Source organism: Acinetobacter sp. Ac_5812 (assembly GCF_013072695.1).
Taxonomy (GTDB): Bacteria; Pseudomonadota; Gammaproteobacteria; order Pseudomonadales; family Moraxellaceae; genus Acinetobacter.
On the sequence record NZ_LXUK01000025.1, the window covers coordinates 112,058 to 133,261 of the forward strand.

The following is a 21,204-nucleotide window of genomic DNA, read 5'->3' on the forward strand; positions in this document are numbered from 1 at the left end:
GCTTCAGTTGAACCTGCAGCAACCGTACCGTCAGTCACACCGCTGATCTTGCCTGTGGTGCCATCAATATTCACATTACCGACTTGCACCGAATCAAAGGAAACATCATCTGCTGTTGCGACTTCATAAATGCTTTGTCCATTATCACCGATCGTCTCGGTCACACTTATGTTCTTGCCTTCGGTCACTTCGGTTTTCGCTGTCGCTGCTGCTTTATCCAACTGACCTTTGTTTACGGCATCACTTGGGGCTGCACCATCTGCAACATTAGTAATTCGGTTATCTGCGGCATCAATGCCATCCTTAGTGATGCTTGGACCATTGCTAATCGTTACGCCATTATCATTAATAACGGTACCGCCAGCGGTCACGCTATCTACTTTCAGGTCTTTGTTTAAACCGTATTGAATGGTATTACCCGCCTTGGTCACCGTGAGGTTTTCTTCATCATCAACAGTACCAATATCAACTGTGTCACCTGCTTTAATCGCATCCGCGTCAGCACCATTCGTTTGTAAGTTCCAACCTTGATCCAATGCTTCAATTGCATCACCAACATTGTTAATTGGGGTCTCATTGACGGTATAGCTAGGTGCTGAGATTGTGCCATCTGGATTGACGGTTGAACCGCCACCCAAATGATTTGCGGTTGAGTCTGCAAGGTTTCCTAAAGCCTGTTGGGTTGAATAAAGCTGCGAACCATTAATCGCATCAGTGCTGGTTTCACTGACACGACCTGCTGCCACATTAGTCACTTGACGTTCATTGCCCTCACTCCCGACACTGACCACACTGCTTGGCGTTGTGCCCGCATAACCATAAGTGATACCGCCCACCGTACCATTGGCAGTTGGATTAGCTGCTGAAGTGACTGACCCTGCACCAAGCGCAACATCATCCGCATTGGTTGCCGTTGCACCAGAACCGAGTGCCACACCACGTGTCGCTTGCGCATTGGCTACATTACCAATAGCAATAGATTGATCCCCCGCTGCATTTGACTCTGCACCAAAGGCACTAGATAACTCCCCACTTGCAATTGCATTTGAGCCTGTTACGGTAGCACCTGTCGCCGAAGCAACAGCTTCATTCCCTAATGCAGTTGCAAAATCTGCTGTGGCTTGCGCCTGACTCCCTACTGCTGTTGTAAAATCAGCTGTTGCTTGTGCACCTGAACTTATCGCAGTTGCCGCTGAACCTGTCGCAGTACTGGCTTCACCGACTGCCAATGTATTGCGTCCATCTGCATTCGCCCCACGACCAATTGCAGTAGCAGTACGAATCAAGCCATCTTCCGTAATACCTCGTGCAGTTGCTCCTTGACCCAGTGCAATATCTTGTGTGTTCTCAGCTGCACTTTGCTTACCAATCGCAATGGCTTCACCTGCTGCGGCATTGGCGGTATCACCCAATGCAATTGCACCTGCCGCTGCTGCTATTGAGGTATTACCTAAAGCGACTGAACCCTGTCCAATCGCTTGGTTGGTATTACCAATCGCAACCGCACCACTCGCCATGGTTGAGGCAGCAGTATCACCTGCGGCAGTGTTGTCTTTACCTAAAGCAACCGCACCACTACCACTGGCTCTGTTTGGATCGCCAATTGCAACCGCACCATCACCATTGGCAATCTGATCACGTCCAATCGCAACCGCACCACCTTCGGCTGTTTCAGAATTGGCTGTGGTGCCATCTGAACCAATTGAGACATTTTTTCCTGTTGCACCCGTAGTGACACCATTCCCCATCGCAATGTTGTCACCCTCTGTGCCCTCCGCTGTAGCCGCATTACTGCCAATCGCAATATCATTGCTACTTTGAGCCTGTGCATCCGTTCCAATTGCCGTTGCATCATCTGCTGTCGACTGTGCACCTTGTCCAATGGCAGTCGCTCTCAAAGCATCAGCCAGTGAGCGATGACCAACTGCAGTTGCACCATCAGCCGTAGCTCGTGCAGACAACTCTTTGGCATTGCCAGATCCAATTGCAGTAGAGTCATTGCCTGACGCAGTCGCATTTACCCCCATCGCTAAAGAGCCATGACCTATCGCTTGTGAAACGGCACCAAAAGCAACGGCACCCAGCCCAGCTGCGTTAGCCTGCACCCCAAAAGCAGAAGATGCTGTACCTGTCGCTTTAGAGGTTAAACCATAGGCTGATGAAAAGTTCCCCGTTGCAACCGCTTGCACCCCAACCGCAGTCGCTCCCTGTCGAGCTTCCGTGGTTGGATACACATTTGCCACCAAAGTGCCGCCTGTGACTTGCGTATATTCAGCACTCAGTGCTGAGTTTTCAGTCAAACGATTAACATCATCACCACCAATAGCAATGGAGGAGTCACCGACTGCACGGGTATTGGCACCTAATGCAACGGATTGATCACCACTTGCCTGAGCAACCTCACCTATCGCAATGCTTTGAGCATTTTTTGTATTTGAAGATGCTGTTGATGCTTCAGCACCAATTGCAATAGCACCTTTATTGGCTGCATTGCTTTGCCGACCAATGGCCACTGAGTCATTCGCTTTACCTGTTGCACGCGTTCCCATTGCAATTGAATCAACACCCGCAGCATGTGGCGATGAAGCCAAATCATAATCTCTGGTTGTTGAATCACTACTTCCAATAGCAATTCCTCGCGCCCCACTGGTTGTAGCAGAATAACCGAGTGCAATTCCACCTGTTGCACCAGTATTGACTGTCGCAGTATTTCCTTGAGCAATCGCATAATCAGCATCGGCATAACTCTGGCGACCAAAAGCAATCGCGGTCTGACCTGTGACACGATTGGCAATACCAATCGCAATACTGTTAGTCCCTACACCAGTCCCGTCTGAAGTTGCATTCGCAGCATCCACCACTTGGTTACCAGCCCCCATCAAGATATTGTAACCACCCGTCCCGACAGCGCTATTTGCCTGTCCCACAAGCACATTATGAAAATTACTGCCACTTTGCGAAACATTCGCAGCCCCAACTATGGTAGCGCCGCCCACCCCACGAATGGTATTTTGTCGTCCGACGGCTGTCGAAGTACTATTTACTTGATTAGTACTATTTTTAGGAACTCCAGCGCCAAGTTCAACATTGCCATCACCACGACGATTGACAATGCCCTGCATATATGACGCGTTAGTACCTGAGATATCATTACCACACCCCACGGCCGTACCATTACCGCCATTGATAGTGGCTTCATTCACCCCAGTACCACATTGTGATGAAGAAGGCGAAATGGCCATACTGGAGCCGTTATTTGAAGTTCCGCCACTGGTATTCACAGCAGCAAAAGCCCCTGCGCTCCAGAATACTGAACTAATCGTAAGTGCAATTAAGGTAGGTTTAAGCAGAGTTTGTTGATATGTTGAAGCAGGAGAGGCTATTTCTGTTTTTATTGATATACTTGCTGCTACATTACGTTTTTTTGTTGCGCCACGAGCATTTTCAGAAACGACTGTCCATAGACTTAGACTTTTATTCCAGACTAAGCGATATATTTTATTCATAATTAGGTGCCTTTATATTAAAGCAAGTTAAACACCTATAAATTTAATAAAACAAAAACAACAAACACTTAACAATTTATGATTATTTTTAACAATTAGTTCACATTTTTCTATAATTACGCGCATTATTCCCAGTAAGCATACTAAGCAACAAAATAGGACTTAATAATTAACATAATAGGACTTTTTAAGGCTAAACTACGATTGTATATTTAAGCTGAGTTATAAATATGTTTAGCTCAATCTATTGAATTTATTCTCAAAACATATGAAAAAACAAATGCTTAATATTCATAATGATTATCTAAAAATACTGGTAGATACTGCAACCACATTTGGTGTCCCAAAAGCTGAAGTTATTCGTCATGGTCAAATTCCTTTATCTTTACTGACTGATAATAATAACTATGAGCGTATAAGCTTTGACCAATGGACAGATATTATTATTCGACTATTAGAACTTTTACCAGACAAAGCAGTCGGCTATCAGTTTGGTTTAAATTGTAAACTCACCTCGCATGGTGCACTCGGTTTTGTCATTATTACCAATAGTTCGATTGGTAAAGTACTGGTAGATTTACAGAAATACTATAGTATGCGTATCCACAAAATGGATTTATCGGTACTCAATAAGAATAATAAAATTATCATCCGCTTCAACCCACTTTACCAACTTCCTACGCATTTGAATGAAAGTAAGAAAAATACTGTAAATAAATTTTTTATTGAAAGTGCTTTAATTGATATTGTTAATAATCTACAAATGGTTACCAACTTTAATTTAACTGGTGTCAATGTTCATGTGACTTGGGATAAAGATGCTTATCATTCACTCTATGAAAAACGCTTACCCAATTTTCATTTTAATCAAGACTACAATCAGATTACGTTTGACCAAAAATGCTTAGACCTACCACTGACCTTTAGTTCGAATAGTGCCTACCAACTTGCAATGGAAATGGTGAATAAGGAATACCTTTTCTATCAAGATCAGGATAATAAAATTATTTTAAAAGTGAACCAACAGTTAAAATTTACCCCGGGCTTAGGTTTTCCAAGCCTGACCGATGTTGCAGGTAAATTAAAATTATCTGAAAGAACTTTAAAAAGAGAGCTATCTCTTGCCAATACGACCTTTTCTGCTCTGCTGCAATCAAAGAAATTTGAACTTGCAAAAAAGCTGATTGACTCGAATCGTAATATCCAAGAAATTTCCGATTTACTCGGTTATAGCCATATCAGTGCCTTTTCTAGAGCATTTTTAAGTTGGACAGGGAAAAAACCGAGTGATTATATTCGGGAACAACGAGTTTCAATTAAAAATTTTTATATACAGCAATCCAAGAAACTATATAAAGAATAAGAAATTTTAAATATTAATCAAAGCAGCACTCAACATCATTAACCACAATTTTATACATAATATGCATTTTTCACCCAAACTATTCCATTATCTAAAAAATGAAGATACATTATAAAAACTGAGTTTCACCTCAGTCGTTGATACCCCGAATTAGGCGACTGAGGCTTTTTATTCAAAACATAAATTAATAATGAATTGCATTATTTATTATTAAATAAAATTTGCTATTTTATATAGCCCCCAGTTTACCCTCAGTTGTCGATACCCCGAATTAGGCAACTGAGGCTTTTTATTTTTTAGCCTTATCAATTTATACTTTAAATATAGTTTTCTAAATGATGTGCGAATCTAATCTATTGGAAAAATATTTTTTTCTTAACCACAAAGACACACTAACCAGCGCAATCAACACAGGGACTTCAACCAATGGCCCAATCACCGTGGTAAATGCCACGGGTGAAGCCAAACCAAAGGTGGCAATTGCAACCGCCAATGCCAACTCAAAATTATTACCTGCTGCGGTAAATGAAATGGCTGTAGTTTTGGCATAGTCATTGCCTATCCACTTACTCATAAAGAAACTGATAAAGAACATCAAGACAAAGTAAATGGTTAATGGAATCGCAATACGAAGCACATCCAAAGGCAAGCTCACCACCTCACCACCTTTCAGGCTAAACATCGCCACAATGGTAAACAGTAAAGCCAACAAGCTGAGCGGGCTGATCTTGGGCAAAAACACATGCTGATACCACTCTAAACCTTTGGCGCGTACCAAGATCAAACGAGTCAGAAACCCAAGCAAAAATGGAATACCCAGATACACCAATACCGCATGGCTAATGGTCCAAAAATCAATATGGATCACTTGCCCTGCAATACCAAAGTACGGCGGTAAAAACGTGAGGAATAACCAAGCATAAGTACTAAAGAATAGAATCTGGAAGATACTATTGAAAGCAACCAAGGCTGCGACATATTGATTATCACCACAAGCCAAGCCATTCCAGACCAACACCATCGCGATACAACGGGCCAAACCAATCAGAATCAGTCCTGTCATATATTCTGGATAGCTATGCAAAAAAATAATGGCTAATGCAAACATCAGTACAGGCGCAATAATCCAGTTCTGCACCAATGATAAAGTTAAGGTTTTCTTATCTTTGAACACTTGCGGCAGCGTGGCGTAATCCACTTTGGCTAAGGGTGGATACATCATCAAAATCAAACCGATTGCGATCGGGAGATTGACTGAATCGACACTCATCTGGTTTAAGCTGACTGAGGCTTGTGGCATAAAAATACCAATGGCAATGCCTACAGCCATGGCGATAAAAATCCAGAGCGTTAAGTTACGATCTAAAAAAGAAAGTGTTTTCATGGCATTTTAATCACAACAATTTTTGGGCGCTAAGCTCTGCAATTCTGGAAATAGGGTCACAGCTTGTGTATCTAAAACCGATAAAATCTCATGCCCCCAAGCGGGCAGTTGTGGATTGATGCGGTAATACACCCATTGCCCCTGACGGCGATCTTGCAACACACCCGAAGCACGTAATAACGCCAGATGACGCGAAATTTTCGGTTGGCTCAATTGTAGTTTTTCAGTCAGATCACAGACGCACAACTCCTGATGTTGGGCTACCAACATGACAATATTTAGCCTTGTTTGATCTGATAAGCATTTAAAAAAATCTACAGCTTGCATTGCTCTCCCCCTTAAATCTGTAATTTCACGGCACCTATTTACTGAATCCGTTGACCATGTTCATCAATCACCGGTTCACCATCTTCTTTGCGAAATGCACCCTTCTGAGGGAATGGCAAAATGTCGAGTACACGTTCCGACGGTCGACAAAGACTTGTGCCCAACGTAGTAACCACAAAAGGACGATTAATGAGGATAGGATGCGCAAGCATAAACTCAATCAGTTGAGCATCGCTCCAATCTTCATGATCAAGTGCCAAATCACGATAAGGCTCAACATTCTGGCGAATCGCCTCTCTGACAGTTAATTGTGCATCCCGAATCAATTGAACTAACTCATCATGGCTTGGTGGAGTCACAAGGTATTCAATCACGGTTGGCTCTACCCCTGTATTTCGAATTAGAGCCAAAGTATTGCGGGAAGTACCACAAGCAGGATTGTGATAAATGATGATGTCCGTCATGACGTGTTGATCTGATAAATTGAATAAAACCAATATATATGATTTACCATATATATGCAAATCCATATATTTAAATCAAATAATGGTATCTAAAAATATATTATTAAAATCATATGGATAAGGTTTTATAAATTTTCAATTGTTGTTATCAGGCAAAGAGCTCTTTAGATGGATAAGGCATTAAAGCACATCCTAAAACGAGCTAAATCGTTCTAATTCATCAATAAGTTGCTTCTTTAGTTCATCATCATAAAGTTTGAATTTTAAGGCTTGGGTATAATTATCAACAAAGATGAGACGGCTAAATTCACTGTTGACCAGACCTTTAGCAACTAAGAAAGCCTGATAAGCCGAAAGTAACACATTCAAACGATGATTCAGCGGTTTTTGGTCTCGTATTGTGGGCACTTTATTCTGCATATAAACAACTCCTCGATTTTCTAAGTCCCGCCCCTTTATTTAAAATAATCTAAAGTTCTTTGGATAAGTCATTCTCAATTTTTGTTATTGCAGTTTTTATTATATAAATCACGATAATGTTTTTAGATGACACTTTTATGACAGCTCTAACTTTCACCAAAAATCAATGAACATCAGCTAGATAAGTTTTCCTGTATAGACTATGCTGCTTAAGCTATTTAAAAGCGATATCTCACAATGAACGATACATGTCTTTTAACAGAATTAGATCTCATCATTAATTATTATGTGACGAGAAATGGCTATCGGCCGACCCGAATTATTCTAGGTTATAAGACCTATGGCGCACTGATGCAGGATCAGCGTTTTGCCGATGAGGTCATAAACTCAGCCCTTGATCCCAATAAGCGTAAATATAAGAAACTGAAAATTAAAGTCACCAAGGATGATCATCAACTCGAGTTAGAATAATCTAAATCACCCAGCTTCAATATCATTTCCCTATCGGAACCGAAGTATAGAAATTCCGAATCAAATAGTAGAAAATTGACAGCTCTAAATGTTTTAAATGTAGTCACGATATGATTATCAAAGCGTCTCAGGATGACCATCTCACTTTATTAAATGTTTGGGAAAAATCAGTCCGAGCGACCCATGATTTTTTACCTGAAACCATGATTGCTGAATTAAAACCTTTAATTTTGAATGAATATTTCCATCATGTTCTACTGAATAAATACGTGATTGATCAACAGATTGTAGGATTTCTAGGTACCAGTGATGACAATATTGAAATGTTGTTTATTCTACCTGAGTATCGAAGATCAGGGATTGGTAAGGCGTTGCTCGATTTTGCAGTCAAACAACTTCAGATCTATAAAGTCGATGTGAATGAGCAAAATCTACAAGCGGTTAACTTCTATCAGAAAATGGGATTCCATACTGTGAGTCGTTCCGAACTCGATGGTCAAGGCAATCCCTTTCCGCTCTTACATTTAGAGATCAGCCCTCAAGAGCAAGGGAATTACTCTTCTTCATAGCTAAATATCTGTTCGATGCTGCGATCAAATGCATGTGCGATTTTAAAGGCTAATGACAGACTGGGATCATAGCGATCCTTTTCTATGGCATTAATGGTTTGCCTCGACACGCTGACATAATCCCCCAAGTCGCTTTGCGACCAGCCTTTGCCTTTTCTCAATTCAGGTAGATTATTTTTCATCTATATTTCCAAGTTCCAACGGCTGTGGCAATCGACCAAAGCATTGCCATCATCGGCCAAATGATAAACATGGTTAATTTTGGAAATCCAACATTTTCTAGAAAACCATAACTAAACGTAATCAAGGAAGTTCCTACAAAGCTAATCGCCAGAGCCTGCAATTGTATCTTTTGCTGCAACTCATCAAAACGTTTGAATTGTTGAATAATGATCAATGCAATCATCAATGCAGGCAATATGGGCATTAATGAAACAATAATTTTAAGCCATTGTATCTCAATAAAATTTAATGCCTTTAATGACCCCACTAAAACCACGATATACAGCGCAATTGCAGCAATCAGCTCAAATAAATTCCGATAGTTTTTCATAACTCACCATGTAAAGTAAACTTTACATTAATATATGAATTAAACCGCAAAATGTAAAGCTTGCTTTACTTTTTTTTATTCTTAAACAAAAAACTGGTCATCTGGTTCTAACCGAATTGATCATTTTGAAAGACAAGTTAAGCAAATGAGTCACTGAGCAAATTTACTTTTTCTTCTAATATGCGCCTACTGAATAGTAACCTTCGAGCTTTAGGTTCACATGACTCAATCGCCAAAAGTTAAACGTAGTTTTCTCAAAACAGAAACCGCGCAGAAAATGCTGAATAGCCCTGCGAGCCGTCAAGCACGCAAAATCCTCTCTAATGCGCGAGATCGTATTTTACGTGGACAGCAGCTTGCACTCTCAGGCAAAACACCTTTTGATATTGTGTACCAACGTGAAATTATCAGCCTACGTCACTACACAGCTGCGACTGACAGCACGGTCAAGCATCGTATTCCCTTGGTGATCGTGCCACCATTGGCAGCCAATATGCTGATCTACGATTTATTTCCAAATCGCAGCTTAGTCCGATATTTTCTAGCGCAAGGTTTCGATGTTTATCTGATTGACTGGGGCACGCCGAGCCTACGCCAAGCCAAATATAATCTTGGCACTTACGTTAAAACTTTTATGCCAGAATTTATCGAAAAGATTCGAGAACACAGTGGTCAACAACAACTATCACTGTTTGGCTGGAGCTTAGGTGGTGCGTTATCGCTTTGCTATACCGCCTTATCACAAGATAAAAATATTCAGAACCTGATGATTTTAGCCTCGCCGATTAACACGCATAAATCAGGTTATATGGGCAAGTTTTATCAGCGTCTCACCGTGCCAGCACAATGGATTCGCAGTAATACCAAATTCCGTATTCACCAAGTACCCAGCCGTGTCTTTCATATTCATGGTTGGCAAAATACCTTGGGGTTTAAACTCACCGATCCAATTGGAAACTTTAAAAACTATTGGGAGTTGTTAAAGAACCTCGATGATCGTCAATTTGTAATTAACCATGCCACCTCAAGCTCATTCGTGGACAATATGCTGGCTTATCCCGGTGGTGTGATGCGCGATATTATTCTGCGTTTCTGGATTGATAATGAGTTATCGACAGGTTCTGTTCAATTTGGTGAGCAAAGCGCGAATCTAAAAGACATTGATTGTTCTGTACTTGCAATTGGCGGCAGCAGCGACATTATCGTTACCGCAGAAGCAGTGCGCCCACTCATGGATTTAATTGGCAGCAGCGACAAGCAATTTGAAATTGTGCCGGGTGGTCACATGGGTCTGGTCTCAGGCAGTCAAGCACCACAGTTGGTCTGGCCTGTAGTCACACAATGGTTAGCACCACGTTCTGATTAAGCGACGTCATGCTAAAAACCAAAAAGCTGCCATCATCGGCAGCTTTTTTAATATCGATCTCGCTTGATTATGCAAAATGCTGATAACGATGCAGTACCAAACCTTCGACATTGACTGGTGTGCCCAACAAATAGCCCTGTAACTGGTTACAGCCGAGACTGGTCAAAATATCTGCTTGCTGTTGGGTCTCTACCCCTTCTGCAGTAACAATTAAACCCAATTTTGCAGCCAAATGGATAATACTTTCCAGAATCGCTTCTTCTTTTGAATTTGGTTTGAGATCAATTAAGAAACCACGATCAATTTTAAGTTCATCGACAGGTAAATCTTTTAAATATAAGAAGCTTGAATAGCCTGTGCCAAAGTCATCAATCGCAATGCGGATGCCAAGCTTACGCAAACGCTCCAAAGTACGAATACTGGAATCAATATGATGCATAGCTGTGGATTCAGTAATTTCAAGAATGAGATGATGCGGTTGGATTTGGTATTGTTCTAATAATTGTTCGAGGACACTAAATAGCTTTTTATTTTCGAATTGTAATGCAGAGAGATTAACAGCAATTGGATAAAACGGACTATTACTTCGTTCCCATTTCTGGATTTGCTGACAGGCTTGTTCCAGTGCCCAATACCCCATTGGAATGATCAAACCCGTTTTCTCTGCCCCTTCAATAAACATTTGCGGGGTCAGCAGTCCCAGTGTTGGATGCTTCCAGCGAATCAGGGCTTCAACACCACAGACTTCATAATTGCATGTAAATTTAGGTTGATAGAACAGTACAAATTGTTGCTCATCGACGGCTTTGTACAGATCATTGATCAGTTTAGACTGACTACGTACATCTTGCTGATCTGACATCGAATGGAACATGGTATAGGTATTACGGCCCTGATCTTTTGAGATCAGCATGGCAACATCAGCATTAATCAGTAAATCTTGAACATTCGTGCCATGTTCAGGATACATGGCAATCCCGACACTGGCAGAAATATTAATATCTTTTGCCGCAATCAAATAGGTTTCTTGGATGCAATGCAAAATATCTTCTGAAAGCTGCATTGCTTCATTGAAATCGGTATCTTCCGAAATTAAAACAAACTCATCACCACCAATACGAAACAGCTTATGATTATCACCAAGCTTAGTGTATAAACGGTTTGCCATCTGAATCAGTAATTGATCACCAATATGATGCCCAAAAGCATCATTCACGGATTTAAAACGGTCTAAATCAATATATAAAAATGCTGCTTTCTGACCATTTAAGCGATGATGATTAAACACCACTTCGGCATGTTCAGTCAGGTATAAACGATTCGGTAGCTTTGTAAGCGTATCATGTAAGGACTGGGTAGCAAGCTCTTTGTTGATGAGTGTAAGTTGCTCATTGCGTTCTTCTAACCGCGCTTCGAGTACGGCAACCGCAAAGCCTGCAACCAACACCAGACTGGTAATAAAGATAATCGTGAATAATAAGACACTTTGCTCTGTCTGCTCAGAGATTAGGATTTGCGCTAGGCTTTCATCAAAATAAGTCGCAGCCATACCAGTATAGTGCATGCCAACAATACTTAGCGCCATTAACACGGCAACCACGGCTTTGAGTAAAGTACGATAGGTCACTGCGGTTTTATATTTAAAAATGAAAAAGAAACTTAAACCTGAACCGCTGATCGCAATCAATACAGAACACAGCACCAGTAAGGGATCATAATGCATGGCATGATTTTCAATGCTCAATGCGGCCATACCGGTATAGTGCATCCCCGATATACCGAGTCCCATAAATACAGCACCAAGGATTAAGCGTGGTATCGGCAAAGTCGGTCTTGAGGTCAGCCAAACAGCAAAAATAGAGGCCGCTGCACCAATCAAATAAGAAAGTACAGTTAAATTAACATCAAAGTGATAGCCTTCCGGCAAATGGCTAGCCAGCATTCCCACAAAGTGCATTGACCATATCGCTAACCCTAAGATTAGCCCACTCGCAACCAAAATGCTTTTTTCAAACTTTTTATAAGCACCTTTAAAAACGAGTTCTTCCATCGAAACTGCAGCGTAACATGTCGCGACTGCAACCAAAATGGAAACGATGACCAATGTGCTATCGTAATCAACGTGAACCATAAAGGACTTCCATGATTATTCAGTACTTTTTTTTATATGATGAGCAAAATGCCCGAAATCCGAACGACGTTTTACACCCAAAGAAGCCATGAATATGGTATTCATAAACTTTCCTTAACAATAACATCATCTAGCATAAGGTCAAGTCTTTTTCACTTTATAAATCAATAGAATAAAAGCACATTTTCATTTCAAACCAATGAAAAGTCTTGTTTTTTTATTACATTTTTTTTACCAAAAGACTCATTTTATTTTGCTAAATCATTTTAATTTTTAAGTTATTTCAATTTGTTTGTTTTTAATCGTGCAGACACCCCAAAGCATGCAACACTTTTTAGTTTGAATCAGTGCTGAAAATGAGCAGCAACATGATCAAAACATAAACAATATAAGCTTATTTTTCAAGCTACATTGTTATAACTCTGTTATCACAGCCCATAAAAAAGCCCTTGTTTATTAAAAAAGGTTTTTGAGCCTAAAAGTGAGACTCGAGCTTCTTAGCTTATTGTAATTTCTAAAATTAACATCAATAAACTATAGAGTTAATGTTCTTTCTTTCCAAAGACCACATGTCATCGTTTCGATCAATTCTATAGGCTGACATCTTCAGACATCTAACCAAGTCAAATAACTTTTCAAGTTTATTGATCTTAATTGAATTAAAGTCTTGAGTTTCATTTTCTTGTAAACGCTTTAATTCTTTATAAGAAGCTAAACCTAGAGTGACATCTACAAATGCTTCTTTAGGTATTTTAATACTATATATTGGTCTAGTGGGAAGCTGTATTCGATTCCAGATTTGTCCATCTATCTCAAACTCTTTTCTCGAAGAAGAATAATGATATCCAATATTCGCAGGAGAGATATTTTTTACAATCCGAACCTCTTCTTCATAAGCCCACTCTTGCATTTTATAAAGTAGAGCGTGCTTCAACAGCTCTTCATTAATTTCCCAATTTAATAAATTAGAGTCACCTACTGATACTAAATTATCAATATTAGCTTTGTTAATATCTTTAGGGCATGTACGTAAATATCTAATCTCACCTTTCTGTACAGGAATTATATATTGCCCAATATTTTCAAAACCTGCTTTTTTTGTATCAATTCCAATTACAACACCTTTATAACTATCACCATAATGAGACCACATTAATGGATTTAGAGCTGTTCTGGTTAAACACAAGATAATATATTTTCTTGAGAATCTGCTCCTAAATGCATTTGTAGCAACGCTTAAAGGCACATCGAGCCCATACAATCCTAATCCGGTACACTCAAAAGGATCATTAAAATCTTCAAGATGTGAGAATGCTAAAGTTTGCTCTTCTAATATTCTTATTGCATCATCAAAACGTACATATTTATATAAAATCATTCTTATCAACCAATAAAAAAACCTGTTTGCACAAGGTTTTATAGCATATAAATTATCTAGGTGAAGGATTAGCCCTTCTCTTTATCTACGATTTTGTCCGCTTGAATCTAAGATATGAACGAGGATTAACAAAGGATGAGAAGTATCGCTTCGTAAGCTCCGAATGCAAAGGTGAAGCGATACTGCGCTAACGCACATCGAATCAACATGACACAATAAAAAAGCCCCTGTACAAACAAGGGCTTTTTAAAGATTAAACTAAAACTTAGTTCTTCTCTTTGTCTACGATTTTGTTTGCTTGGATCCAAGGCATCATCGCGCGTAACTTACCACCGGTTACTTCAATGCCGTGTGCAGCGTTTTGACGACGACGAGCAGTCATTGATGGATAGTTCAACGCACCTTCTTGGATGAACATCTTCGCGTATTCACCAGATTGGATACGTTTCAATGCATTACGCATTGCTTCACGAGACTGTTCGTTGATGACTTCAGTACCAGTCACATATTCACCGTACTCAGCATTGTTAGAAACTGAGTAGTTCATGTCTGCGATACCGCCTTCAAACATCAAGTCAACAATTAACTTAAGTTCATGTAAGCATTCGAAGTAAGCCATTTCTGGTGCATAACCAGCTTCAACCAAAGTTTCGAAGCCCATTTTAACCAATTCAACAGCACCACCACAAAGAACTGCTTGCTCACCGAATAAGTCAGTTTCAGTTTCTTCACGGAAAGAAGTTTCGATGATACCTGTACGACCACCACCTACGCCTGAAGCATAAGAAAGTGCAACGTTACGTGCATTACCAGATGCATCTTGGTGGATCGCGATTAAGTCAGGAACACCTGAACCACGTTGGTATTCAGAACGTACGGTGTGACCAGGTGCTTTCGGAGCAACCATGATTACGTCTAAGTCTTTACGTGGAACAACTTGGTTATAAAGAATAGAGAAACCATGAGCAAATGCTAAAGTTGCACCTTCTTTGATGTTTGGTTCAATCACGTCACGATAAAGTTGAGATTGGAACTCATCTGGAGTCAAAATCATGACTAAGTCAGCTTGAGCAACAGCAGCTGGAACTTCAGAAACTTTAAGACCTGAGTTTTCAGCTTTTTTCCAAGAAGTAGAACCAGCACGTAAACCAACAGTTACGTCTACGCCAGAATCTTTCAAGTTAAGTGCATGTGCATGACCTTGTGAACCATAACCAATGATTGCAACTTTCTTGCCTTGGATGATTGATAAGTCACAGTCTTTATCGTAAAAAATTTGCATCTGTTTTCTCCGCTAAAATTTTTGTCATTTCCCTTGTTCTGCAAGGACAGATCTTTTGTAGGCTCCCCCATGATTACCTTTGAAGGTGATCCCCCTCTTTTCAAAGAAGGGCTGGAGGAGGTTTTTAAATTGTTAAAACTTTTTCGCCACGCGCGATGCCTGATACACCAGAGCGTACAACTTCAAGAATGGTATTTTCTGCAAGCGCATCAATAAAACCATCAATCTTGTCCGTTGTACCTGCAATCTGAATGGTATAGGTCGTTGGTGTTACATCAACAATTTGGGCACGGAAGATGTCAGCTGTACGTTTAATTTCCGCACGTGCTGCACCCAAGGCTTTCACTTTGATCAACATCAATTCACGTTCGATATGTGAACCTTCTGACAAATCAACCACTTTTACCACTTCAACCAATTTATTCAGTTGCTTGGTGATTTGTTCAATTTTGTGATCATCGCCATAAGTCGTTAAGGTTAAACGAGATAAGGTTTCATCTTCAGTTGGCGCAACATTCAGTGTCTCAATGTTGTAATTACGTTGAGAAAACAACCCCACCAAACGAGAAAGCGCACCTGCTTCATTTTCAACGAGTACAGAAATAATATGTCTCATTATGTACGCTCTCCTTTGCCTAACCACATATCTTGCATTGATTGCCCAGCAATCAGCATTGGATATACATGTTCTGTACGGTCTACCATGACATTAATGAATACACATTTATCATTAATTGCCATCGCTTCAGCTAACTTAGATTCCAGCTCATCCGCATGATCAATCTGAATACCAACATGACCATAAGCTTCCATTAACTTGGCAAAGTCTGGTAATGAATCTACATAAGAACTTGAATGACGTCCTTCGTAGTTCATGTCTTGCCATTGCTTTACCATGCCTAAAGCTTGGTTATTTAAGCAAAGGATCTTCACATTCAAGCCATATTGCTTGCAGGTCGATAATTCTTGGATACACATCTGAATTGATGCTTCACCTGTAATACAAACCACTTGCTGGTCTGGGAATGCAAGCTTTGCAGCCATCGCATAGGGTAAACCAACACCCATGGTGCCTAAGCCACCAGAGTTGATCCACTGACGTGGACGTTTGTATTTATAGTAGTTCGCACCAAACATTTGATGCTGACCCACGTCAGAAGTAATGATCGCTTCGCCATTGGTCACACGATCTAATGCTTCAACCACTTGCTGAGGTTTCATTACACCATTTTGACCTGCTTCATAACGTAAGCCATGTACCTTACGCCACTCATTAATCTGAGACCACCATGCCGCAATTGCTTCAGGGTTTGGCTTAGATACATTCATTTGTTTCAGTTGTGCCAACATTTCTTGAAGTACTGGCTCTACTGCACCCACAATCGGGATGTGCGCCATAATGGTCTTCGAAATGGTTGCTGGATCAACATCAATATGAATCACTTTGGCATTGAGACAGAATTTTGCAGGGTTATTGGTTACACGGTCATCGAAACGCGCACCAATGGCCAAAATCACATCTGCATTGTGCATTGCCATGTTAGCTTCATAGGTACCATGCATCCCTAACATGCCCACGAATTGTGGATCGTTACCCGGGAAAGCACCTAAACCCATCAAGGTATTGGTAACTGGATAACCTAATAAATGTGCAAGTTCTGTCAATAAGCCAGATGCATTACCTTGAACGACACCACCACCCGTATAGATCATTGGGCGTTTAGCCGTAATCAACTCATCAATCGCTTTGCGAATTTGACCTGAGTGACCACGTGAAGGCGGTTGATATGAACGCATCTTCACTTTTTCTGGATATTCGTAGGCAAATTTTTCTGCAGGGTTGGTCGCATCTTTCGGAATATCAACAACCACTGGACCCGGACGGCCAGACGAAGCGATATAGAATGCTTTCTTAATAATTGCAGGAATTTCACTCGCGTGACGCACTTGGAAACTGTGTTTTACGATTGGACGAGAAATACCAACCATATCTGTTTCTTGGAACGCATCCTCTCCAATAAGATGGCTTGCAACCTGACCAGACAAAATCACCATTGGGATTGAGTCCATGTAGGCTGTTGCGATTGGAGTGACGGTATTCGTCGCGCCTGGTCCAGAAGTGACCAGTACCACACCTGTTTTACCTGTTACGCGTGAGTATGCATCTGCCATGTGACCAGCAGCTTGCTCATGACGCACGAGGTAATGGTTAATTTTGTCTTGTTGAAATAGCGCATCATAAATATGTAATACAGCGCCGCCTGGATACCCAAAAACATGCTCTACGCCTTCGTCCGCAAGCGCACGAACGAGCATTTCACCACCAGATAAAAGTTCCAACGTGATTCACCCTAGTATTTTGCACAATTTATGGGAGACATAAATTGTGTTCATTCATTAACTTTTGCACTTCTTATAAGTGTGCGTATTCTACTCGTTTTTGCTGCAATAGGAAAAATTTTCTGAGACTCATCAGCCGTATAAACTTGATGACATCTCGAATCAAAATGTGCTGGGATAAGCATATTTCAAAAAATCATTCTCTCGGCTAGAAAGAATGTCCATTGCAAGCCATGACATTTATTCGAAGGGTGATCAAATAAACACATATAAAACTTGAGAAAGCATTCTTGTTTCTTTCATAAGCAATGTCAAGAACAAAGAAAAGGATTTTAACGAATATTTTTTAGCTGCCGTTTTTTTAAACACATTTCACAGAATAATTTGGTCTTGTTAAACGCCCATTTATCAAAAAACTATTTTCTTTTTGCTTTAAAATAGGCATTGTAAACTGCTTATTTAGACACTTTGATCGAATATATTCAGCATTCTCTTGGGGAGATCAAATATGAAGACATCTTATTTAAAAACAATCTTATACACAATTTCAGCCGCTACTCTATTGCTTTGTTCTAGCCAAAACTATGCACAACAATATTACAAATGGGTCGATGCCAATGGTTCTACTCATTACACCACCACGCCGCCACCCAAAGGTGCAAAGCGTTTGGACAAAGTTTCAACGTATGGCAATAGCCATCAAAGCACCAATCCAACGAATCAACAAAGCCATCCAGTGAATCCTGAAGCCACACCGAATGTAACACCGCAAGCACCGCAGACAGCGCCATCCACACCAGCGAACTCAGTTAAACCACAAAGCCCTCCACCTGCACCAGCATCATCAGAGGGCTAAATTGCGATCTGAACCTGCAAGGTCAGCTTCAATACGGCGGCCTTGCAGATAAAATCCCGATCTAAAAACTGACATTTCCTACAATTTTGCGCTATGCTGTGCAGCAATCTTAACTTTACTTTTTTGTTGTATCGCATATCCCTATGACGACTTCTCACATTGACTCCGAATATCAAGCAAGTGCCATTGAGCCTCAAGTTCAACAAGACTGGGACAATCGCAAAGTTTTTAAAGTTGCAGACACTGTAGAGGGCAAACATCGCTATATCCTGTCGATGTTCCCGTACCCAAGTGGCAAACTGCACATGGGGCATGTGCGTAACTACACCATTGGTGACGTGATCAGCCGTTTCCATCGTTTAAAAGGTGAAACAATATTACAACCCATGGGTTGGGATGCATTTGGTTTGCCGGCTGAAAATGCAGCGATTGCACACCAAGTTGCACCCGCAAAATGGACGTTTGAAAACATTGCCTACATGCGTGACCAATTAAAAAAATTGGGTCTGTCTGTCGACTGGGATCGAGAGTTTGCAACCTGTACACCAGAGTACTACCACTGGGAACAATGGTTATTCGTACAACTTTATAAGAAAGGCTTGATCTATCGTAAGTTATCAACCGTGAACTGGGACCCCGTTGACCAGACCGTACTTGCGAATGAACAAGTTGAAAATGGTCGTGGTTGGCGTTCAGGTGCATTGGTTGAAAAACGCGATATTCCAATGTACTACTTCCGCATTACCGACTATGCACAAGAATTATTAGACGATTTAGATACGTTAAAAGATGGTTGGCCACAACAGGTCTTGACCATGCAACGTAACTGGATTGGTCGTTCAACGGGAATGGAAATTACCTTCCCTTCTGCGAATCCAGCAATCTATGCAGATGGCCTAACCGTTTATACCACGCGTGCTGATACCTTGATGGGTGTGACTTATGTTGCTGTTGCAGCAGAACATCCAATGGCGCTGAAAGCGGCTGAAAACAATCCTGAACTTGCTGCATTTATTGAAGAATGCCGTATGGGTTCAGTTGCCGAAGCGGATTTAGCCACGGCTGAAAAGAAAGGTATGGCAACAGGTTTATCTGTTAAGCACCCAGTCACAGGTGAAGACCTCCCAGTTTGGATTGCTAACTATGTATTAATGTCATACGGTTCAGGCGCTGTAATGGCCGTTCCTGCACATGACGAACGTGATTTTGAATTTGCCAATAAGTTCAACTTGCCAATCAAACAAGTGATTGATGCCAAAGGTGTTGAAGATGCTGAATACTCAGCTGCTGAATGGCAAGAATGGTACGGTTCTAAAGATGGCAAACTGGTTAATTCTGGCGAGTTTGATGGTCTTGTATTCCAAGCTGCTTTTGATGCCTTCCTTGCAAAATTAGAACCACAAGCCTTAGCTAATTCTAAGGTTCAATTCCGTTTACGTGACTGGGGTGTTTCTCGTCAACGTTACTGGGGTTGCCCAATTCCAATGATCAACTGTAATAGCTGTGGTCAAGTCACCGTTCCAGAAGATCAATTACCTGTCGTTTTACCGACCGATGTGGTTCCAGATGGTTCAGGTAACCCATTGAATAAGATGCCTGAATTCTATGAAACCAAATGCCCAAGCTGTGGCGGCGATGCGCGTCGTGAAACAGACACCTTGGATACCTTTGTAGAATCCTCTTGGTACTACGCACGTTACGCATCTCCAGACTTTACTGGCGGTATGGTGAAACCTGAAGCGGCGCAAAGCTGGCTTCCTGTGAACCAATATATCGGTGGTGTTGAACACGCCATCTTGCACTTACTTTATGCACGTTTCTTCCATAAATTGATGCGTGATGAAGGTGTGGTACATGGTAATGAACCCTTCACTAACTTGCTCACCCAAGGCATGGTGTTGGCTGATACCTTCTATCGTGAAGCTGAGAATGGCAAAAAAACTTGGTTCAACCCTGCTGACATCGAATTAGAGCGTGATGAAAAAGGTCGTATTCTTTCGGCGAAATATTCAGGCGATGGCCAAGAAGTTGTAATCGGCGGACAAGAAAAAATGTCGAAGTCGAAAAACAACGGCATTGATCCGCAAGCGATTATTGATCAATACGGCGCAGATACGGCTCGTGTCTTCATGATGTTCGCTGCACCACCAGATCAATCACTCGAATGGTCTGATGCCGGTGTTGAAGGGGCTAACCGCTTCTTGAAACGTGTATGGCGTTTGGCTGCTGGCTTCTTGGAAAAAGGCAACCCAGCAACGGCAATTGATACTGCAAACTTATCGAAAGATGCACAAGATTTACGTCGTAAAACCCACGAAACCATTCAAAAAGTGGGTGATGACATCGAACGTCGTCATGCGTTCAATACGGCAATTGCAGCATTGATGGAATTGCTCAATGCCAGCAACAAGTTTGAAGCAAAAGATGACAATGATGTTGCTGTTGCACGTGAAGCAATCACCACCTTATTGACGCTACTTGCCCCATTTGCACCACATTTGAGTCAAACGTTGTTAACTCAGTTTGGTTTGGAATTAACAACGATTGAATTCCCACAAGTGGATGAGTCAGCGTTAACCCGTAATACGCAAACGATTGTTGTACAAGTGAATGGTAAACTTCGTGCTAAGTTAGACGTCGCAGTCGATATCTCAAAAGATGAGTTATTGGCTTTGGCAAAAGCATTACCAGAAGTGCAACAATTCTTGACTGGCCCAACCAAGAAAGAAATTGTAGTACCGAATAAACTTGTTAATTTAGTGGTTTAATGTGCTGCTTAAATTCCCCTGCGACT

Annotated in this window: 18 protein-coding genes; 6 read left to right on the forward strand and 12 right to left on the reverse strand. The window is 41.1% G+C overall.

What is annotated here, in order from left to right; genetic code table 11:
* Positions 1–3,506 (reverse strand): ESPR-type extended signal peptide-containing protein (locus A7P55_RS19405; protein ID WP_289847056.1); only part of this gene is annotated, 3,506 nt, incomplete at its 3' end.
* A gap of 268 nt (positions 3,507–3,774) precedes the next feature.
* Between A7P55_RS19405 and A7P55_RS19410 the strand changes: the two genes are divergently transcribed.
* Positions 3,775–4,869, forward strand: coding sequence for an AraC family transcriptional regulator (locus A7P55_RS19410; RefSeq protein ID WP_171553438.1), 1,095 nt, complete (start codon positions 3,775–3,777; stop codon positions 4,867–4,869).
* A 331-nt stretch (positions 4,870–5,200) separates the two neighbouring features.
* Here the strand turns inward: A7P55_RS19410 and arsB are convergent, their stop codons facing one another.
* From arsB to A7P55_RS19430, 4 genes are all read right to left on the reverse strand, one after another.
* Entirely contained in the window at positions 5,201–6,253 is a 1,053-nt protein-coding gene (arsB, locus tag A7P55_RS19415) for an ACR3 family arsenite efflux transporter (RefSeq protein ID WP_171553439.1), read from the reverse strand.
* 6 nt (positions 6,254–6,259) lie between these two features.
* Positions 6,260–6,580 carry a metalloregulator ArsR/SmtB family transcription factor gene (locus A7P55_RS19420; RefSeq protein ID WP_171553440.1) on the reverse strand — a complete coding sequence of 107 codons (321 nt, stop codon included), beginning with the start codon at positions 6,578–6,580 and terminating at the stop codon, positions 6,260–6,262.
* A gap of 38 nt (positions 6,581–6,618) precedes the next feature.
* Complete coding sequence (gene arsC / locus A7P55_RS19425; protein ID WP_171553479.1) at positions 6,619–7,044, reverse strand: arsenate reductase (glutaredoxin); 426 nt, start codon at positions 7,042–7,044, stop codon at positions 6,619–6,621.
* 192 nt (positions 7,045–7,236) lie between these two features.
* A complete protein-coding gene (locus A7P55_RS19430; protein ID WP_171553441.1) occupies positions 7,237–7,464 on the reverse strand; it encodes a hypothetical protein in 228 nt (75 codons plus the stop codon).
* A 237-nt stretch (positions 7,465–7,701) separates the two neighbouring features.
* On the opposite strand from A7P55_RS19430, the gene A7P55_RS22505 reads away from it, so the two are divergent.
* On the forward strand, positions 7,702–7,935 hold the full coding sequence (locus A7P55_RS22505) for a hypothetical protein (RefSeq protein ID WP_216078116.1): 234 nt from the start codon (positions 7,702–7,704) through the stop codon (positions 7,933–7,935).
* A gap of 110 nt (positions 7,936–8,045) precedes the next feature.
* The gene (locus tag A7P55_RS19440; RefSeq protein ID WP_171553442.1) at positions 8,046–8,504 is read left to right on the forward strand and encodes a GNAT family N-acetyltransferase; all 459 of its coding nucleotides are present in this window, start codon (positions 8,046–8,048) and stop codon (positions 8,502–8,504) included.
* Here the strand turns inward: A7P55_RS19440 and A7P55_RS19445 are convergent.
* Together A7P55_RS19445 and A7P55_RS19450 are read right to left on the reverse strand one after the other, a co-directional pair.
* On the reverse strand, positions 8,489–8,686 hold the full coding sequence (locus tag A7P55_RS19445) for a helix-turn-helix transcriptional regulator (RefSeq protein WP_171553443.1): 198 nt from the start codon (positions 8,684–8,686) through the stop codon (positions 8,489–8,491). The genes A7P55_RS19440 and A7P55_RS19445 overlap by 16 nt on opposite strands.
* On the reverse strand, positions 8,683–9,057 hold the full coding sequence (locus A7P55_RS19450; RefSeq protein ID WP_171553444.1) for a hypothetical protein: 375 nt from the start codon (positions 9,055–9,057) through the stop codon (positions 8,683–8,685). Before A7P55_RS19450 ends, A7P55_RS19445 begins: the two co-directional genes overlap by 4 nt.
* Before the next feature lie 220 nt (positions 9,058–9,277).
* On the opposite strand from A7P55_RS19450, the gene A7P55_RS19455 reads away from it, so the two are divergent.
* Positions 9,278–10,423 (forward strand): alpha/beta fold hydrolase, encoded by a 1,146-nt coding sequence (locus A7P55_RS19455; RefSeq protein ID WP_171553445.1) that lies wholly within the window; start codon positions 9,278–9,280, stop codon positions 10,421–10,423.
* Positions 10,424–10,490: 67 nt separating this feature from the next.
* On the opposite strand, the gene A7P55_RS19460 is transcribed toward A7P55_RS19455, so the two are convergent.
* The 5 genes from A7P55_RS19460 to A7P55_RS19480 form a co-directional block, all read right to left on the reverse strand.
* Positions 10,491–12,554, reverse strand: a complete 2,064-nt coding sequence (locus tag A7P55_RS19460; RefSeq protein ID WP_171553446.1) for an EAL domain-containing protein — start codon at positions 12,552–12,554, stop codon at positions 10,491–10,493.
* A gap of 526 nt (positions 12,555–13,080) precedes the next feature.
* Positions 13,081–13,932, reverse strand: coding sequence for a DUF2971 domain-containing protein (locus A7P55_RS19465; protein ID WP_171553447.1), 852 nt, complete (start codon positions 13,930–13,932; stop codon positions 13,081–13,083).
* Between the two features lie 265 nt (positions 13,933–14,197).
* On the reverse strand, positions 14,198–15,214 hold the full coding sequence (ilvC, locus tag A7P55_RS19470) for a ketol-acid reductoisomerase (RefSeq protein ID WP_005210468.1): 1,017 nt from the start codon (positions 15,212–15,214) through the stop codon (positions 14,198–14,200).
* A gap of 124 nt (positions 15,215–15,338) precedes the next feature.
* Positions 15,339–15,830, reverse strand: coding sequence for an acetolactate synthase small subunit (ilvN, locus tag A7P55_RS19475; protein WP_004804329.1), 492 nt, complete (start codon positions 15,828–15,830; stop codon positions 15,339–15,341).
* The gene (locus tag A7P55_RS19480; protein ID WP_004804328.1) at positions 15,830–17,554 is read right to left on the reverse strand and encodes an acetolactate synthase 3 large subunit; all 1,725 of its coding nucleotides are present in this window, start codon (positions 17,552–17,554) and stop codon (positions 15,830–15,832) included. Before A7P55_RS19480 ends, ilvN begins: the two co-directional genes overlap by 1 nt.
* 508 nt (positions 17,555–18,062) lie before the next feature.
* Between A7P55_RS19480 and A7P55_RS19485 the strand changes: the two genes are divergently transcribed.
* Both A7P55_RS19485 and leuS read left to right on the forward strand, forming a co-directional pair.
* Positions 18,063–18,410, forward strand: a complete 348-nt coding sequence (locus tag A7P55_RS19485; RefSeq protein WP_171553448.1) for a DUF4124 domain-containing protein — start codon at positions 18,063–18,065, stop codon at positions 18,408–18,410.
* Between the two features lie 143 nt (positions 18,411–18,553).
* Positions 18,554–21,178 (forward strand): leucine--tRNA ligase, encoded by a 2,625-nt coding sequence (gene leuS / locus A7P55_RS19490; RefSeq protein ID WP_171553449.1) that lies wholly within the window; start codon positions 18,554–18,556, stop codon positions 21,176–21,178.
* Positions 21,179–21,204 lie beyond the last annotated feature (26 nt).

Excerpts from the sequence above, each read along its gene's own strand:
- A7P55_RS19410 (WP_171553438.1), top strand. The coding sequence starts at position 3,775 with ATGAAAAAACAAATGCTTAATATTCATAATGATTATCTAAAAATACTG.
- arsB (WP_171553439.1), bottom strand. The coding sequence starts at position 6,253 with ATGAAAACACTTTCTTTTTTAGATCGTAACTTAACGCTCTGGATTTTT.
- A7P55_RS19420 (WP_171553440.1), bottom strand. The coding sequence starts at position 6,580 with ATGCAAGCTGTAGATTTTTTTAAATGCTTATCAGATCAAACAAGGCTA.
- arsC (WP_171553479.1), bottom strand. The coding sequence starts at position 7,044 with ATGACGGACATCATCATTTATCACAATCCTGCTTGTGGTACTTCCCGC.
- A7P55_RS19430 (WP_171553441.1), bottom strand. The coding sequence starts at position 7,464 with ATGCAGAATAAAGTGCCCACAATACGAGACCAAAAACCGCTGAATCAT.
- A7P55_RS22505 (WP_216078116.1), top strand. The coding sequence starts at position 7,702 with ATGAACGATACATGTCTTTTAACAGAATTAGATCTCATCATTAATTAT.
- A7P55_RS19440 (WP_171553442.1), top strand. The coding sequence starts at position 8,046 with ATGATTATCAAAGCGTCTCAGGATGACCATCTCACTTTATTAAATGTT.
- A7P55_RS19445 (WP_171553443.1), bottom strand. The coding sequence starts at position 8,686 with ATGAAAAATAATCTACCTGAATTGAGAAAAGGCAAAGGCTGGTCGCAA.
- A7P55_RS19450 (WP_171553444.1), bottom strand. The coding sequence starts at position 9,057 with ATGAAAAACTATCGGAATTTATTTGAGCTGATTGCTGCAATTGCGCTG.
- A7P55_RS19455 (WP_171553445.1), top strand. The coding sequence starts at position 9,278 with ATGACTCAATCGCCAAAAGTTAAACGTAGTTTTCTCAAAACAGAAACC.
- A7P55_RS19460 (WP_171553446.1), bottom strand. The coding sequence starts at position 12,554 with ATGGTTCACGTTGATTACGATAGCACATTGGTCATCGTTTCCATTTTG.
- A7P55_RS19465 (WP_171553447.1), bottom strand. The coding sequence starts at position 13,932 with ATGATTTTATATAAATATGTACGTTTTGATGATGCAATAAGAATATTA.
- ilvC (WP_005210468.1), bottom strand. The coding sequence starts at position 15,214 with ATGCAAATTTTTTACGATAAAGACTGTGACTTATCAATCATCCAAGGC.
- ilvN (WP_004804329.1), bottom strand. The coding sequence starts at position 15,830 with ATGAGACATATTATTTCTGTACTCGTTGAAAATGAAGCAGGTGCGCTT.
- A7P55_RS19485 (WP_171553448.1), top strand. The coding sequence starts at position 18,063 with ATGAAGACATCTTATTTAAAAACAATCTTATACACAATTTCAGCCGCT.
- leuS (WP_171553449.1), top strand. The coding sequence starts at position 18,554 with ATGACGACTTCTCACATTGACTCCGAATATCAAGCAAGTGCCATTGAG.